At 42.7% G+C, this 16,334-nt stretch carries 10 protein-coding genes, 1 tRNA gene and 1 rRNA gene; 8 read left to right on the plus strand and 4 right to left on the minus strand.

The features are described 5' to 3' along the window. Positions 1-185 precede the first annotated feature (185 nt). The 3 genes from rrf (at position 186) to AAEY98_RS04065 (ending at position 2,321) form a co-directional block, all read left to right on the plus strand. Positions 186-301, plus strand: a 5S ribosomal RNA gene (gene rrf / locus AAEY98_RS04055). A 106-nt stretch (positions 302-407) separates the two neighbouring features. Continuing rightward, positions 408-484, plus strand: a tRNA-Asp gene (locus AAEY98_RS04060). Between the two features lie 562 nt (positions 485-1,046). After that, positions 1,047-2,321, plus strand: a complete 1,275-nt coding sequence (locus AAEY98_RS04065; protein ID WP_101084813.1) for a CinA family nicotinamide mononucleotide deamidase-related protein — start codon at positions 1,047-1,049, stop codon at positions 2,319-2,321. Between the two features lie 50 nt (positions 2,322-2,371). On the opposite strand, the gene AAEY98_RS04070 is transcribed toward AAEY98_RS04065, so the two are convergent. From AAEY98_RS04070 to argE, 4 genes are all read right to left on the minus strand, one after another. Next, positions 2,372-5,431, minus strand: coding sequence for a DUF2339 domain-containing protein (locus tag AAEY98_RS04070; protein WP_350996807.1), 3,060 nt, complete (start codon positions 5,429-5,431; stop codon positions 2,372-2,374). Positions 5,432-5,618: 187 nt separating this feature from the next. Then, on the minus strand, positions 5,619-6,158 hold the full coding sequence (locus AAEY98_RS04075) for a YceB family lipoprotein (RefSeq protein ID WP_351015138.1): 540 nt from the start codon (positions 6,156-6,158) through the stop codon (positions 5,619-5,621). Then, positions 6,155-8,803 carry a phosphoenolpyruvate carboxylase gene (gene ppc / locus AAEY98_RS04080; RefSeq protein ID WP_351015141.1) on the minus strand — a complete coding sequence of 883 codons (2,649 nt, stop codon included), beginning with the start codon at positions 8,801-8,803 and terminating at the stop codon, positions 6,155-6,157. Before ppc ends, AAEY98_RS04075 begins: the two co-directional genes overlap by 4 nt. Before the next feature lie 152 nt (positions 8,804-8,955). Then, positions 8,956-10,107, minus strand: a complete 1,152-nt coding sequence (argE, locus tag AAEY98_RS04085) for an acetylornithine deacetylase (RefSeq protein WP_011635680.1) — start codon at positions 10,105-10,107, stop codon at positions 8,956-8,958. Positions 10,108-10,370: 263 nt separating this feature from the next. On the opposite strand from argE, the gene argC reads away from it, so the two are divergent. The 5 genes from argC to argH all read left to right on the plus strand — a co-directional run bounded on the left by argC (position 10,371) and on the right by argH (position 15,916). Next, complete coding sequence (gene argC / locus AAEY98_RS04090; protein ID WP_101084817.1) at positions 10,371-11,351, plus strand: N-acetyl-gamma-glutamyl-phosphate reductase; 981 nt, start codon at positions 10,371-10,373, stop codon at positions 11,349-11,351. A gap of 30 nt (positions 11,352-11,381) precedes the next feature. Continuing rightward, complete coding sequence (argB, locus tag AAEY98_RS04095) at positions 11,382-12,161, plus strand: acetylglutamate kinase (RefSeq protein ID WP_101084818.1); 780 nt, start codon at positions 11,382-11,384, stop codon at positions 12,159-12,161. A 14-nt stretch (positions 12,162-12,175) separates the two neighbouring features. Further along, complete coding sequence (locus AAEY98_RS04100; RefSeq protein ID WP_162022034.1) at positions 12,176-13,081, plus strand: ornithine carbamoyltransferase; 906 nt, start codon at positions 12,176-12,178, stop codon at positions 13,079-13,081. A 93-nt stretch (positions 13,082-13,174) separates the two neighbouring features. Next, the gene (locus tag AAEY98_RS04105; protein WP_101084820.1) at positions 13,175-14,398 is read left to right on the plus strand and encodes an argininosuccinate synthase; all 1,224 of its coding nucleotides are present in this window, start codon (positions 13,175-13,177) and stop codon (positions 14,396-14,398) included. A gap of 153 nt (positions 14,399-14,551) precedes the next feature. Next, positions 14,552-15,916, plus strand: coding sequence for an argininosuccinate lyase (gene argH / locus AAEY98_RS04110; RefSeq protein ID WP_182743418.1), 1,365 nt, complete (start codon positions 14,552-14,554; stop codon positions 15,914-15,916). Positions 15,917-16,334: the final 418 nt, after the last annotated feature.

Genomic DNA, 16,334 nt, shown 5'->3' on the forward strand with positions numbered 1-16,334 from the left:
GAGCTAACTTGTACTAATGACCCGTGAGGCTTAACCATACAACCCAGATGGGTTTTACTGATACGACTTAGTATTAGGATGGGACGCTTAAATAGTGTAACGAGATTCAAACTCAGATAAAGCAATCAGCTTTCCGAATTATTATTTAATGCATCAAGAATAGTGCGTTAGATAAACAAAATTTGTCTGGAAACCATAGAGCTGTGGCACCACCTGATCCCATTCCGAACTCAGAAGTGAAACACAGTATCGCCGATGGTAGTTTGGGGTCTCCCCATGCGAGAGTAGGTCATTTCCAGGCGCCTAATTGACTCGAAAGAGTAGCTTCATTATGAAGCGAGTCTCCTAACCATGACACGTTAGCGACTTAAAAAGCATTTAGCATCGTGCGTAAGCAATTTGCTAAAGGAGCGGTAGTTCAGTTGGTTAGAATACCGGCCTGTCACGCCGGGGGTCGCGGGTTCGAGTCCCGTCCGCTCCGCCAATTACATAGAAGCCTCGTCTATTGACGAGGCTTTTTTGTATCTGAAGCTTACCCATTTTCCCCGAACAGATATCAACAGCCACAAGCGCTGCATTAATTTAGTTGGTCCAACAACGTTCCCGGTATTGCTTTGCATTCATCCAATCTATTTGGACGGTTGACTCTCAATCAATAGAAAGTGACCAGTCACGCCAGATGACTAGTTCATTCTTTATTATAAGCAGCGTCCGCACTGCCACCTTAAGATGAAGGCCTTTGCTGCAATGCAAAGGCCTTTTTCGTATGTGAAAATCAACCGCGACATTTCTGTTTCATTAAGCGGCAATAGGCCTTGTAATTTGTCCGACATTATTTTGTATTGTCTTTCATTTTTGATAATACTTTAATACATTGAATCAATATCAAAATAATCAATGTAGCTATTTTTGAGATATTACTGTTGTGTTGTTGTAATTCATTAAGTCTTTTATTGGCTAATTTTGGATAAATGCGATCTATTGTCTTGCCATTCACATATTGCTCCCCTAACTTAAGTGCCAATAGCATGGGATTAGGAATAATGATGAAGTTAGAAATGATTTGTACTGGCGAAGAGGTACTCTCTGGCCAAATAGTCGATACCAATGCTGCTTGGGTTGCGAATACTTTGATGGAGTTAGGTATCGAGATGCAACATCGAGTGACGGTTGGCGATCGGATGGATGACCTTGTTGCTGCATTCCAAGAACGCAGTAAGCATGCAGATATCATTATTGTTAATGGTGGATTGGGGCCTACCAGTGATGATATGTCTGCGTTAGCCATGGCGAAAGCTAAAGGTGAAGACCTTGTCGAAAATGTGCAATGGCGTGAACATTTGGAAGATTGGTTTACGCGTAATAATCGTGTAATGGCCAAGAGTAATTTAAAGCAGGCTTGGTTACCAGCTTCTGCTGTGATGGTAGATAATCCTGTTGGGACAGCATGTGGCTTTAGAGTGAAGCTGAATAACGCATGGTTATTCTTTACTCCAGGCGTGCCGTTTGAATTAAAGCACATGATCACTGAACAGTTTATTCCGTTTATTACTCAAGAGTTCGGTGTACAACAAAAATCGGCTTTAGAAAAATTACTTACAATTGGTCACGGTGAGTCATCATTAGCAGATACATTGTCAGACATCACTTTGCCACAAGGCATTGAGCTAGGTTATCGCTCATCTATGCCACACATTGAAATTAAGATTTTTGCTCGTGGTGAAAAAGCTATCCGTCAGCTACCTGATGTAACAAAGCAGGTTAAAGCTTTATTAGGTTGTGCGGTTGTTGCTGAAAATCGGCCAACATTAGCAGCAGAGATCCATCATCGATTATACCAATCTGGTTTTAGTCTTAGTGTGGCAGAGTCTTGCACAGGTGGCATGATCACCAGTCAATTGATCGACTTTGCAGGGAGTTCATCGTACTTGCATCATGGTTTAGTGACCTACAGTAATGAATCTAAAGTGAAAGTGCTGGGCGTTAATCCACAGATCTTAGATGATCATGGTGCAGTGTCTATTGCTACTGTTGAGGCGATGGCGCAAGGCGTACGAGGTATTCTTGATAGTGATTATGCTTTAGCTACTAGTGGTATTGCTGGCCCTGACGGAGGCTCAGATGATAAGCCCGTTGGAACAGTCGCTATAGCATTAGCAACTAAACATGGCGTATACAGTCAAATGGTCAAGTTACCAAAGCGCTCACGTCAGCTTGTGAGAAGTATGAGTACGGCAATTGCTTACGATATGCTTCGTCGTGCACTACTTGAAGAAGCCGTTATTGTTGATTACCCGTCCATACCTAGATTCGCCAAGTAAGTGTATTTCTCGCTTGCTTACCATTGGTGTAAGCAAGCTAGATTTAATGACTAGGCTGTAATGTCATCAGCCAATTGACTGTTTTTCGCTTTTTGATAAAAGTAAGCAACCGTTAATAAAATAACGCCAATCAAAATAAAGGCGACGATTTTTTGAATTAATTCAAATGACGCCATATCAACAACAATCACTTTGATACATGCCAAAGCAAATAGTAATGCTGCTAGCCTGACTAGGCTTGCTTGTTGAGGCCGTAAGCTTATAAACATCACCACACTAGCATGCACAACTAACAGCACTGCACTCATTGGTGCAGCAATAATTAGGTCGAATTGATAGCTCCACAGTAAATAACTTATCACCAATAAAGCATGCCAAGCCCACTTAAGCGTGACATAAGAGATAATTTTTCTGTGTGCTCTAATACCTAATCTTGCTGTTAACAAATAACGACCTAATAAAATCAGCACTCCAAGCTCTGCTAAATTGGTCAGAACATTATCAATATTAAGGGTGAGTTGTGTTTCGCTGTGAAATAGGATGGGTAAAATGGCACAAGCAAAAATAGCAAAATACGCCAAGCTATAACTTGGTGCTAAGGCCTGCTTAAAATGTTGACCTATGCGTGTGTTTCTTTCGGTAATAACACTAAAATATCCACAGATGATTAACGCTGTTATTGCCCATGATGGATGGATTAGGTTAGTGAGAGTTTGACTTATTACGGCTATGACTAAGGCAATATAATATGGAGCAATGTGCCATTGTAGCGTAGTAATTTGCTGCCACTTTTTTGGTAATTGTACATAGCGTACACTAATTAATCCGAGTAATAGCAATCCTATTGTCAATGCAGCAAGTCCTTGCCACAATTCTGCTAGGCACATTGCTGCTGTAACCATGGTTGCTAATACCGTGAGTATTTGCGACTCATAGCGAAGACTCTTGTGATTAATAAAGTAAGCTAAACCTAGACTCATCATACTGCTTAACCATAATGAGATAGCAATGTAGTCAGGATAGCTGCGTATGACTTTGGGCAATAATAGTAATGGTAGCGCGAGATAACATGCTAACTGAACATAGTAAGCAACGTGGATTAACTTGGCATTGGCATAATATTTTTTGTACCAATAATACGCCAATAGTAATCCGATAAAGAGTTCAAAACGGGCTAATTTAGCGTTCATTGCTTGGTCGGCAAAGCTAAGACTATCAGCGTCTATCATGCCAAAAATAACTAACCCTAATAACGGTAGTTGCAATAACCAGGCTAATACTTCGCTAAAACGTAGGGTGTGTTTAGCACTCATGTACAGTAGTAAAAAGCTGATTAATGGTAATGTATTAAGCCAATATTGCTCGGTGATAAAGAAGCTAATGAGTAACAAGGTTACTGTATAGAGCACTCCAAGTAACTCGCGGATAAACCGTACTACTAGGTGTTCAAATTGCATTAAATCAGCTTGATGGCGGCTCAGAAGCTTTTGCGCTACAAAAGTCATCGCACAGGTTAGTGCCATCGATATAATCAATAATGCTTGATATCCTAATAGGCCATCATTGTCATAGCGTGACAGGGCTAGCACATCAAAGACGTAAGCAAAGCTGCTTATTATGCCTAGTACGAGTAAGACATAGGCTTCTGCTCTAATAGGGCTAAACAACTGTTTACAGCCAATCCACAGTAACAATAATCCCTCTAATAACAGCACTAAACCCATCAGTTCGACGCTGAGTAAAAACAGTGCGGCAAAACCAGCAAAGCTTCCGGCAAAAGCCAAGGCTAGGGCACTAATATCTTTATCGCGTTTAATTACCCAATATAGCAACCCACACAGCAATGCATTAAGTGCAAATAGCTCACCAGCAAAAATGCTCCACTCCGTTAGGGTGTAGAGAGTAAAAACCATAAGTGCGATTGGAACCGCTAGCAGCCTTGGTGTTAATGCAGACTTGATGACAAATAATAAGCTGGCAATACTGTAGAGGTAGAACAGCCCATTGATCATTAATACTGCTAGGCCGGTTTGCCAATCAATGACAGACAGCGGCAATTGAATAAATAAGCTGAGTATTTGTATGCAAGCTATATGGAGTAAGGCGGTAATTTCGATGAGTATTGGCCAAGCTAATTTGTGGCTTTGTACCATCGAGCAAATACCGATAAGCATTAAATAAGGCAGGTACAATAGCGGCGTTTGTCCACCATCAAGTAGCATCAATGGCGCGAGTGATCCGCCAAGTAAAGCGACAATCGCGACAACTTTGGTGTCGAGTTTAAACGATAAGCTATAACCCAATATCGTATTAAGCAATAACAAGCCAAAGCAGGCAATATCAGGAATAAGATTAAAGTACGGTCCAAGGAAATATAGGCACAAATAATTAAGAATAAGCCCAAGGCCAACTAGGCCTGAGCCGAAGTCTTGCATTCCTGGGCGTTTTTGCCGAATAAATACTCCACCAACAATAATACTATTTGCTACGCCTAAACCTAATAACGCTTTACCCAGTTCTGAAAACCAGTTGTTAATTGAAAACTGCAGTAAATAACCAAAACCTAATGTCAGGGTAATAATGCCTGCAACCGTCATCAAAAATACAGGCCCTAACCCTTTACTTTGATAATGCTGATAGAATTCTTTTGCTTGTGCGGTTAACCCAGAAATGGGAGCAAATGCTGACGCACTGAACTCACCGATAGCGTCAGCTAATTGAGTAACCATCGCACTTAGGGCACTTTGTCTAGCGGGTGACTTTGTGACTACCGAAGTTTGTTGTTCTGATAGAGATGATGTTAACGCTGAATGACTTATATCTAATGGTTGGCGCTCCCAAGCAGAAGACGAGTATTGAGGTTTATCGGCTACGATACTGCCGCTCGAATCGTTTTCTCGACTCTCATGCACTGGGGCATGTAAGTTTTCAGCAGGCAAGGCTATCGGTTGTTCATTATTATTTTGCGCTTGTACCTGTTGGGCCAAAGCATCAAGTTGTTGACTGAACTGAGCCAATTGTCTATTTACATCGGCCTGTTGAGCGCCTTGCTGTGAAGTAAACTCCGCCAGTTGTGCTTTTAGTTTTGCTACGTCATCCATTAACGGCATCATTTATCCCATGATTATTATGCACTCCAATATTGCCAAGTTATTGTACGTGGTTCTGATTGATTAGGAAATGCTCAGTTTTCTGATACTTGAGATACTCAAGTGTTGATAGCGATATAGATTACGATACGTTTAAAGCAACAAAAAAGCACCTCGGAAGGTGCTTTTTATTACAACTATTATAGCCTTAAAACTTAACCACCAGTTTGCCCTGTTGTACGGCAATTTCTTTGGTCATTTTAGCCATTAACGCTTGATTACTGTCGCGAGTATCTAAGGTATACACTGGCTGGTTTTCAAGGTAATTACGTAAAAATCCCATCAATTGTGGTGTTGCCTGGCTGATGTAACGCTCAATATCGGCGGGTTCGGACTCAACCTTGACTAAGTTTAACTGTTGAAGATAGACACTCTTGGTATTACTGTCATACCAAGGCACTGCTTCGAACGTAGTTTTAAGCTTAGCGTGAATAGGTAGTAACGGGTTATTCACGGTAATCACAGTCGCTGCTGTGACAGCCATGGTATTTGGCTTAGCGCCTAACACGACCTGCATATCATTTAGCTTAAGTGATACACCAATTAACTTGTTGCCCTGTTTTACTTCAAAATGCATGTCTTTATTAAGGTACTGCTCTATTTCAGACTCGGTGATGCTGTACTGACTGGCACAGCCAGTCAGTAACAATAACAATCCAAGTCCAAGGGTTTTAACCAAGGTTATCATCCAGTGTTTCTCATTCCTGCTGCAACGCCGGCAATGGTCAGCATAAGTGCTAGCTGAACATCTGCAGACGGTTCAACTTCTCTACGTGTACGGGCTAATAGCTCGGTTTGTAAGAAGTTAAGTGGATCTATGTAAGGGTTGCGCAGTTTAACAGACTCACGGCTCCAAGGCGTATGTGACATTAACTCTGTCGCTTGGGTTAATGATAATACAGCTTCAATACCCAATTGCAGACGTTGTCGTAACTTCTCGCCTAAATGATGTAACTCTGGCTTCACTAAACATAGCTCGTAGTACTTGGCTAAGTTAGGTTCTGCTTTGGTGTAGACCATTTCGAGCATTGAAATACGGGTTTCAAAGAAAGGCCATTGCTCTTCCATTTCTCGTAATAATTCTAACTCGCCGCGATCTGCCGCATCTTGTAGTGCTTCACCCGCACCAAGCCAAGCTGGTAGCATTAAGCGGTTTTGTGACCAAGCAAAAATCCACGGAATAGCACGTAAGCTTTCAATACCACCATCAACTTTACGTTTAGCTGGGCGACTACCAAGTGGTAATTTACCGAGCTCAACTTCAGGTGTAGCGGATCTAAAATACTCAACAAAGTCAGGTTCTTCACGTACGATGCCGCGATAATGCAGTACTGATTCTTCTGCAATACGTTGCATGCAATCACGCCACGATTTTTTAGGCTCTGGTGGCGGTAATAGTGTTGCCTCTAATACCGCTGAGGTATATAGCGCTAAACTCTGTACCGCTAATTTTGGTAAGCCAAACTTAAAGCGGATCATTTCACCTTGTTCTGTAACACGGATACGACCATCTACCGAACCTGGTGGTTGCGATAAAATAGCTTTATGAGCAGGTCCGCCCCCACGACCGATAGAACCGCCACGACCATGGAACAACATTAATTTAACGTCAGCTTTTTTACACACAGCAACTAACTGTTCTTGTGCGCGATACTGCGCCCAGGCAGCTGCCATTACGCCGGCATCTTTGGCTGAGTCAGAATAACCAATCATCACTTCTTGCATGCCTTTAGTGTAACCACGATACCAATCAATATTCAGTAGCGAAGTCATACAGTCAGCGGCACCCTCTAAGTCAGCGAGGGTTTCGAATAATGGCACTACGCGCATTGGATTAGTGCAACCGGCTTCTTTTAGCAGTAATAATACGGTTAATACGTCAGATGGCTTGCTGGCCATTGATATCACATAAGAGCCCAGTGCATTAACAGGCTGCTGGGCGACTAAGTTGCAGGTTCTGACAACTTCAGCGACATCATCCGTCGGTTTCCAATTTGTTGGGATCAGTGGACGTTTGCTGGTTAACTCGTGCAGTAAAAACGCTTGTTTTTCATTTTCGTCCCAATGGTTGTAATCACCCATGCCCAAATAACGAGTCAGTTCAGCAATCACGTCACTATGGCGGGTAGCATCTTGACGAATATCTAGGCGTAACATGTGAATACCAAAACACGCTAAACGACGTAATATGTCGAGTAACAAGCCATTAGCAATCAGCTTCATACCGCAATCGGTCAAACTCTTATAAAGCAGTTCAAGCGGTTCAAGCAAATCTGATTTATGCCAAATTAGCTCGCTGGTATCAACGTCAGGTTTTTTACCTTCAAGACGTGCATTAAGGTAATCGATGGTGTCACGTAATTGGCAGCGTAATTTGCGTAACACATCGCGGTACGGTTCTTTACTGTTATCTGTTAACGCTGACAATTCAGCATTCGCTTGTTCCATCGACAATTCGCCAAGCAAGCTCACAATATCTTTTAAGTACAATCTTGCTGCGGCATGACGATTGCGATCGAGTACTTCTTGGGTGACGAGAGACGTTACAAACGGATTTCCGTCGCGGTCTCCGCCCATCCAGCTTGAAAATCTCACCGGAGAGACATCAATAGGTAATTGCTGGCCGGTCTTTTGCTCAACTTGATCATTGAGTTGACGCAGAAAGTCAGGAATAGCTTGCCACAAAGACGTTTCGATAGTGCTTAACCCCCAACGTGCTTCATCTACAGGAGTTGGGCGTTCGTTACGAATTTCGTTGGTGTGCCAAATTTGGGCAATAAGCTGACGCAGACGCAGAGTGCTTTGTTGGCGTTCGCGATCAGTCAGTTGGCTGTTTTCTTGTTCCGTTAAGCAATCAACTACAGCCGCATATTTTTGAATTAGCGTGCGGCGTGAAATCTCGGTTGGATGCGCTGTTAATACTAAATCGATGTCTAAGTTTTTTAAGCTCTTAATTACATCTTTTTTATCTAAATCAGTATCAAGCATGCGTCCAAGTAGTTGCTCTACTGGATCGGGCACACACACGAGTTCGTCGCAATTACGGCTAATGGTGTGAAATTGTTCTGCGATATTGGCTAAGTTTAAAAATTGGTTGAAGGCTTTGGCGAAAGGGACCAGTTCTTCGTCTGGTAAAGCGGTTAATAATGCCAACATTTGCTCACGAGAGGCTTCGTCACCCTGGCGAGATTTTTTTGCTAAAATTCGAATTTGTTCTACTTTTTCTAAAAATGCATCGCCTAAATGGTTTTGCATTGTTTCGCCTAATATCTGGCCTAAATGCCCCACATTTGATCGAAGTGACGCATACATATCTGCCGTTTGCTCTGTCATACTTACTCCCGAAAAAAAGAACGATTTTGCCAATAACTCTTACATCACAATACCCAGCGTATCAAAATCGGTCAATACGCAGGCACTGTATTTTGTAATTTTATTTCGTAAAAAAGTTACATTTTGATTTAACTTTCACCGATTATTGATGTTTACTTAATGCAGGCATGAAAAATCATTTTTTTGATCAATTCTACCGTTGGCGTTAAGTATTCTAAGCCAATAAATTCATCTGGTTGGTGGGCCTGGTTAATACTGCCCGGCCCAAGTACTAAAGTTTGGCAACCTAGTTTGTTGATATAAGGTGCTTCAGTCGAATAGTTGACAACTTCTGCTTCGTTGCCAGACAATTCTGCAACGAGTTTGGTCCATGGATTATCTGCTTTTCCTGCAAACGATTCTGCGCCTGGGTACAAAGTACTGACACTTATGCTGCCAGGATACTCTTTACTGATGTCAGATAAGTAGTTCAATACCATTAATTCCAGATCCGCTAACTCCATTCCCGGTAAAGGGCGAATATCTAAGTGTAAATCACAACAACCACAAATACGGTTAGCGGCATCACCGCCATGAATATGGCCAAAGTTCATGGTTGGGTAGGGTACAGTAAACGCATCTTCGCGATAGTTCTCGCTTAAGTGCTGCTTTAGCTTCATTAGCTGGCTAATGACTTTATGCATAACTTCAATAGCATTAAGGCCGCGAGCAGGATCAGATGAATGACCACTTCGACCAATTACGCGGATCCCTTGGGCTAAATGCCCCTTATGCATATAGACAGGTTTTAAGCTGGTGGGTTCACCAATAACCGCATAATCAGGTGCGATAACTTTTGAGTCGGCAAATGCTTTAGCGCCGCTCATGGTGGTTTCTTCATCTGCACTAGCAAAAATAGTCAGCGGACGTTTGAATTGATCAAGTGGCATGTCTTTTAATGCTTCGAGTACCAACGCAAAAAAGCCTTTCATGTCGCAAGTGCCTAAGCCGTACCAACGATTGTCTTTTTCAACCATCTCAAATGGACTTTGGCTCCAACGGCCTTCGTCAAAGGGCACAGTATCTGTATGGCCCGCAAGTAAAAGCCCACCACTGCCGCTGCCGATTCTGGCAATCAAGTTCTGTTTATTACGCGAGTCTTCTACCGTGGGGGTTTCGCATTCAAAACCCAGCTCACTGAACCAATTTTGCAACAAGTTGATAACTGCATGATTACTCATATCGTGTTCTGCTTCGAGTGCACTGACTGATGGCGCTGCAATCAGCTGTGTAAAACAACTTTTTAGATCTGGTAGTGTGCTCATGGGTTATCCTAAAAAATAATATGTAAAATACTTATTCACATATATTGCATAATTAATATTGTGTGATAGTCTAGCAAACAGCATTAACCGACACCATAAATAGAACGATAGAAATGAAAATAAACATGTGCTTTCTTACTGCTAAAACCACTATATCAATAATCAACGCGAACTTCCTGCGACGATAGTTCAAAATTAGGCGGCCCCCGTCTAAATAGGCTATGCTGACACTTTCTCTCATTATTTAACAAGAAAACAAACTTATGAAAAGCATCGCAATTATTGGCGCCAGTGGTTATACCGGTGCACAAATTACTTCGTTAATTAACGCAGACAGCAACTTCAGCGTTCAAGGGTTGTATGTGTCGGAAAACAGTTTAGATAAAGGCCGTAAATTAGCCGACCTTTACCCTACATATAGTCACATGGCTTATACGCTTTCGCCGTTATCAGATGACGCTAAAAAGAAAATTGTTGCCGAAGCCGATGCCGTGGTTTTAGCGACTGAGCATTCAGTTAGCCTAGAGCTTGCCGCATGGTTTTACCAGCAAGGTTTAGCGGTATTTGACTTAAGCGGTGCATATCGTTTTGCCGATGTGGCGCAATATCCAAAATGGTACGGTTTTGAACATACTCACCCTGATGTATTAGCTCAGGCGGTGTATGGCTTAGCAGAGTGGAACAGCGAACAAATTAAACAAACAAGAATGATTGCTGTACCAGGTTGTTATCCTACGGCATCACTTACTGCACTAAAACCGCTTAAACCATTCTTAACTGAAATGTATCCAGTCATTAATGCCGTGAGTGGTGTAACAGGTGCAGGTCGTAAAGCACAGTTACATACCAGTTTCTGCGAAGTTAGCCTTACGCCATACGGTGTATTGGGTCACAGACATCAGCCTGAGATTGCGACACATTTAGGTCAGGAAGTTATTTTTACGCCGCATTTAGGCAACTTTAAGCGTGGTATTTTGGCAACCATTACCGTGCAACTAAAACCAGGCACTACAGAAGCCGATGTCGCTAAAGCGTATAGCGTGTACGACAACGCGCCAATAGTGACAGTAAAGCACAATCAATTCCCTAAAGTTGATGATGTGGTTAACACCCCCAATTGTCATTTAGGTTGGAAGTATGATGCCAACAGCGGTTATTTAGTGGTCGCCAGTGCGATAGACAATTTAATGAAAGGTGCTGCTAGCCAAGGTCTACAGTGCATTAAAATCCATTTCGGTGTGTAATTAACTCGCATTAGTGAAGGAATAAAAATAATGGCTACAAAATCAGTATTAGTCTTAAAAGTCGGTGGTGCGTTGCTTCAATGCGAAATGGGCATGGCGCGTTTAATGGCGGCAGCGGCCGAAATGCTTGCTGCGGGTCAACAAGTCATATTAGTCCATGGCGGTGGTTGTTTGGTTGATGAGCAATTAACCGCTAATGGTAAAGAAACGGTTAAATTAGACGGTTTACGTGTTACGCCAGAAGATCAAATTCCTATTATTGTTGGCGCGCTAGCAGGTACCTCAAACAAAATTTTACAAGCAGCTGCAGCGAAAGCTGGCATTGTTAGCGTAGGCATGAGCTTAGGCGACGGCAATGTTGTTACTGCAAAAATCAAAGATGAGCGTTTAGGACTTGTGGGCGAAGTTGAGCCAAAAGACGCGACCTACTTAAACTTTATTTTAAGCCAAGGTTGGATGCCAATTTGTAGCTCGATTGCCATTTCTAGCCAAGGCGACATGTTAAACGTCAACGCAGATCAAGCCGCAACAGCCTTAGCAAAATTAGTTAACGGTACGTTGGTGTTATTGTCAGACGTATCGGGTGTGTTAGATGGTAAAGGTCAGTTAATACAGAGTTTAAACAAAAGTGAAATTGAACATCTTGTTGCCCAAGGGGTGATTGAGAAAGGCATGAAAGTCAAAGTAGAAGCCGCATTGGAAGTTGCTCAATGGATGGGTAAACCCGTGCAAGTTGCTTCATGGCGCGATGCCGAACAGTTAAAAACCTTAGTCAAAGGTGGGTCCGTCGGGACTCAAATACAACCTTAATGGAGTAGTAGTATATGCAGCACCTATTGTCGATAAAAGAGTTAACTCAATCTCAGCTTTTAGCCATCATTGATCTGGCTAAAAAAATTAAGAATAATCCCGCTGAGTACCGTCGCGCCTTAGATGGTAAAAGCGTTGTGATGCTGTTTGAAAAGCCATCACTGCGCACCCGAGTCAGCTTTGACATTGGCATTAATAAATTAGGTGGTCACTGCTTATACTTAGATCAACAAAATGGTGCGTTGGGACAACGCGAAACGGTAGCTGATTTTGCGACAAACATTTCATGCTGGGCCGATGCTATTGTGGCAAGAACATACTCGCACACCACCATAGAACAATTAGCTCAACATGGCAGCGTGCCGGTGATTAATGCTTTGTCTGACTTGTACCATCCATGCCAAGCGCTAGCGGACTTTTTAACACTATCAGAGCAATTTGATGACGTCAGCCAAGCAAAACTGGCTTATGTTGGCGATGGTAATAACGTCACCCACTCACTGATTTATGGTGCAGCGATTTTAGGCATGACCATGACAGTGATTTGCCCTGAAGGGGCATTCCCTGATGCACTCATCGTGACAGAAGCTCAGGCGTTAGCAAAGCAAAATGGTGGCAAGTTAACTCTAAGTGCAGACATTAATGCCATTGAAGGCCATGATGCTATTTACACCGACACTTGGATTTCTATGGGTGATGAAACACCGCTTGCTGACATTAAAGCCCGTTTTGCACCATATCAAGTTAATAGTGAGCTAATGGCTCAAGCTGGTGCTAAATTCTTTATGCATTGCTTGCCAGCACATCGTGGTGTGGAAGTGACAGATGAAGTGATGGATGGCGAAGGTTCATTGATTTTACATCAAGCAGAAAACCGCATGCATGCGCAAAATGCAGTATTAGTGACCTTATTAAGTTAGTCACCTTATTTAAGTTATTCAAAAGATTAAGTCAATAGTGCCTCTGGCGTTATTTAAATTGAAAATATACGTAATCGATTTTAGGAAATAAACATGTCTAATGCAGTGAAAAAAAACGGTGTTAAAAAAGTGGTATTGGCATATTCAGGTGGTTTAGACACCTCGGCTATTATCCCGTGGTTAAAAGAAACTTATGACGACTGTGAAATCATCGCATTTTGTGCCGACGTCGGCCAAGGTGAAGAAGAGCTCGTTGGCTTAACAGAAAAAGCCTTAGCGTCAGGTGCTTCTGAGTGCCATATCGTCGATCTAAAAGAAGAGTTTGTTGCTGATTATATTTACCCAACTATTGCAACGGGTGCTATTTACGAAGGTACATACTTGTTAGGTACGTCAATGGCGCGTCCTATTATTGCTAAAGCGCAAGTAGAAGTCGCCCGTAAAGTCGGCGCTGATGCGGTATGTCATGGTTGTACCGGTAAAGGTAACGACCAAGTTCGTTTTGAAGGTTGTTTTGCTGCATTAGCACCAGACTTAAAAGTGATTGCGCCTTGGCGTGAGTGGGAAATGCGTAGCCGTGAAGACTTATTGGCTTACCTTGCAGAGCGTGATATCAAAACCAGTGCTTCAGCGACCAAAATTTATAGCCGTGATGCCAACGCATGGCACATTTCGCACGAAGGTGGTGAGTTAGAAGATCCATGGAACGAGCCATCAAAAGGCGTGTGGACATTAACAGTAGCACCAGAAGATGCACCAAATGAGCCTGAATATGTCTCGTTAGCGGTTAAGCATGGTCGTGTGACTCATGTAAATGACGAAGCATTATCGCCATATGCTGCACTCATGAAGCTAAACGACATTGCTGGCAAGCACGGTGTAGGTCGTATCGATATTACCGAAAACCGTTTAGTGGGCATGAAGTCTCGTGGTTGTTATGAAACACCAGGCGGCACCGTAATGTTTGCTGGTCTGCGTGCCATTGAAGAATTAGTTTTAGACAAAACTAGCCGTACGTGGCGCGAGCAAATTGCTGGGCAAATGTCGCACCTAGTGTACGACGGTCGTTGGTTTACCCCTTTATGTAAATCACTTATCGCAGCGTCAGAATCATTAGCAGAATCGGTTAATGGTGATGTAGTGATTAAGCTGTATAAAGGCCAAGCGACAGCCGTTAAAAAACGTTCGCCAAACAGCTTGTATTCAGAAGCTTTCGCAACGTTTGGCGAAGATGACGTATACGATCAAAAACACGCTGAAGGCTTTATCCGTTTATATTCTTTAGCGAGCCGTATTCGCGCGCTAAACACTAAATAGATTTTACGCCAACGATATAAAGGCGCTGCAAAGCGCCTTTCTTGTAATGACTTTTGGCAAACAGAGAGTCATTACAAGAAACAGAATATGACTTACAGCTATATTATTAAACACCCAGTTCTTAAAACAGTTTTCAAAACAGAGGATACCGACATGGCGTTATGGGGCGGAAGATTTCAGGGCGAAACCAGTGCACTTTTCAAGTTATTTAATGACTCACTGCCAGTGGATTACCGCTTATTTGAACAAGACGTTGTCGGCTCTATTGCATGGGCAGATGCCATTGCTAGCGTCGGTATTATTACTGCAAAAGAATGTATCGATTTAAAAGCAGCGTTAAATGAGCTGCTGGTGGAAGTGGGTAATGATCCACAAGCGATTATCAGCAACGGCGCCGAAGATATACACAGCTTTGTTGAACAAAAGCTGATTGCCAAAGTGGGCGATTTAGGCAAAAAACTCCACACGGGCCGTTCGCGTAACGACCAAGTCGCCACAGATTTAAAGCTGTGGTGCAAAAAAGAAGGTGCAGCATTACTCGCACGTTTAGGTACATTGCATGCAGAGTTAATTGCATTAGCCGAGCGTGAAGTCGATGCGGTTATGCCGGGTTACACCCATTTACAACGTGCACAGCCGGTTACTTTTGGTCACTGGGCGCTGGCTTATGTTGAAATGTATGAGCGTGATATTAGCCGCCTACAAGATGCATTAAGCCGTGCCGATTCATGTCCATTAGGTTCTGGCGCACTAGCCGGTACCGCTTATCCGATTGATCGCCACGCGTTAGCGTCAGCGTTAAACTTTGCTCGCCCAACCTTAAACAGCTTAGACAGTGTGTCTGATCGCGATCACGTGGTTGAATTATGCAGCGCTGCGTCAATCAGCATGATGCATTTAAGCCGTATGGCCGAAGATTTAATCTTCTTCAACTCTGGTGAAGCTAATTTTATCTCATTAGCCGATGAAGTCACTTCTGGCTCATCACTGATGCCACAAAAGAAAAACCCCGATGCGTTAGAGCTTATTCGTGGTAAAACCGGCCGTGTTTATGGCAGCTTAATGGGTATTTTAACGACCATGAAAGCCTTGCCATTGGCGTACAACAAAGACATGCAGGAAGACAAAGAAGGCTTATTCGACGTAGTCGACAGTTGGGCTATTTGCCTAGACATGGCAGCATTAGTATTGTCGGGCTTAAAAGTGAATCGTCCACAAGCTTTGGTCGCGGCGCAACAAGGTTATGCTAACGCAACCGAACTTGCTGATTATCTTGTGGCTAAAGGCATGCCGTTCCGTGAAGCTCATCATGTAGTGGGCGAGGTGGTGGTATTTGCCATTGGTGAGCAAAAGCCGATTGAAGACTTAAGCGTGGCTGAGCTACAGAAATTTGCCAACGTGATTAGCGATGATGTGTATCCAAACCTTACGATTGAAGCGTGTTTAGAAAAACGTGATGTATTAGGTGGCACCGCTATCAATCAAGTGCAAGCAGCCATAGCAGCTAAAAAAGCATAGCTATAAAAGTATAACGATAAGTACTTATTTCGATAGCATCGAGGTAGATATTAGTAACCAAGCCCTGTTGATATTCATCGGCGGGGCTTGTTTGTTTTCGCCACCATAAACCATAAACCATAAACCATAGCTAGAACACACTATAGAGCAGTCATTTATTTAACCATGCTGCGTATGCAGAGGTTGTGGTCGTTTGTATCGCTCTTATGTATTCAATTTAGGATCAATGCACATCAGTCTGTCACCACTCTAGTTATCGATTTTACTCATCGATTTTACTCATCGATATCACTCATCGATATTACTCATAAGATAGCCATGCCAATACACGATTAATTTTTTTTACAAGTTTGAGTAATTACTTAAAACATCTGTGTCAAATACCATAACGTCCCATTTGAGTTGTTATTGCCTACCG

Origin of the sequence: Shewanella sp. AC91-MNA-CIBAN-0169 (assembly GCF_040310165.1) — a bacterium.
GTDB lineage: Bacteria > Pseudomonadota > Gammaproteobacteria > Enterobacterales > Shewanellaceae > Shewanella.

Excerpts from the sequence above, each read along its gene's own strand:
- AAEY98_RS04075 (WP_351015138.1), bottom strand. The coding sequence starts at position 6,158 with ATGATAACCTTGGTTAAAACCCTTGGACTTGGATTGTTATTGTTACTG.
- AAEY98_RS04105 (WP_101084820.1), top strand. The coding sequence starts at position 13,175 with ATGTCTAATGCAGTGAAAAAAAACGGTGTTAAAAAAGTGGTATTGGCA.
- AAEY98_RS04100 (WP_162022034.1), top strand. The coding sequence starts at position 12,176 with ATGCAGCACCTATTGTCGATAAAAGAGTTAACTCAATCTCAGCTTTTA.
- argE (WP_011635680.1), bottom strand. The coding sequence starts at position 10,107 with ATGAGCACACTACCAGATCTAAAAAGTTGTTTTACACAGCTGATTGCA.
- AAEY98_RS04065 (WP_101084813.1), top strand. The coding sequence starts at position 1,047 with ATGAAGTTAGAAATGATTTGTACTGGCGAAGAGGTACTCTCTGGCCAA.
- ppc (WP_351015141.1), bottom strand. The coding sequence starts at position 8,803 with ATGACAGAGCAAACGGCAGATATGTATGCGTCACTTCGATCAAATGTG.
- AAEY98_RS04070 (WP_350996807.1), bottom strand. The coding sequence starts at position 5,431 with ATGCCGTTAATGGATGACGTAGCAAAACTAAAAGCACAACTGGCGGAG.
- argC (WP_101084817.1), top strand. The coding sequence starts at position 10,371 with ATGAAAAGCATCGCAATTATTGGCGCCAGTGGTTATACCGGTGCACAA.
- argB (WP_101084818.1), top strand. The coding sequence starts at position 11,382 with ATGGCTACAAAATCAGTATTAGTCTTAAAAGTCGGTGGTGCGTTGCTT.
- argH (WP_182743418.1), top strand. The coding sequence starts at position 14,552 with ATGGCGTTATGGGGCGGAAGATTTCAGGGCGAAACCAGTGCACTTTTC.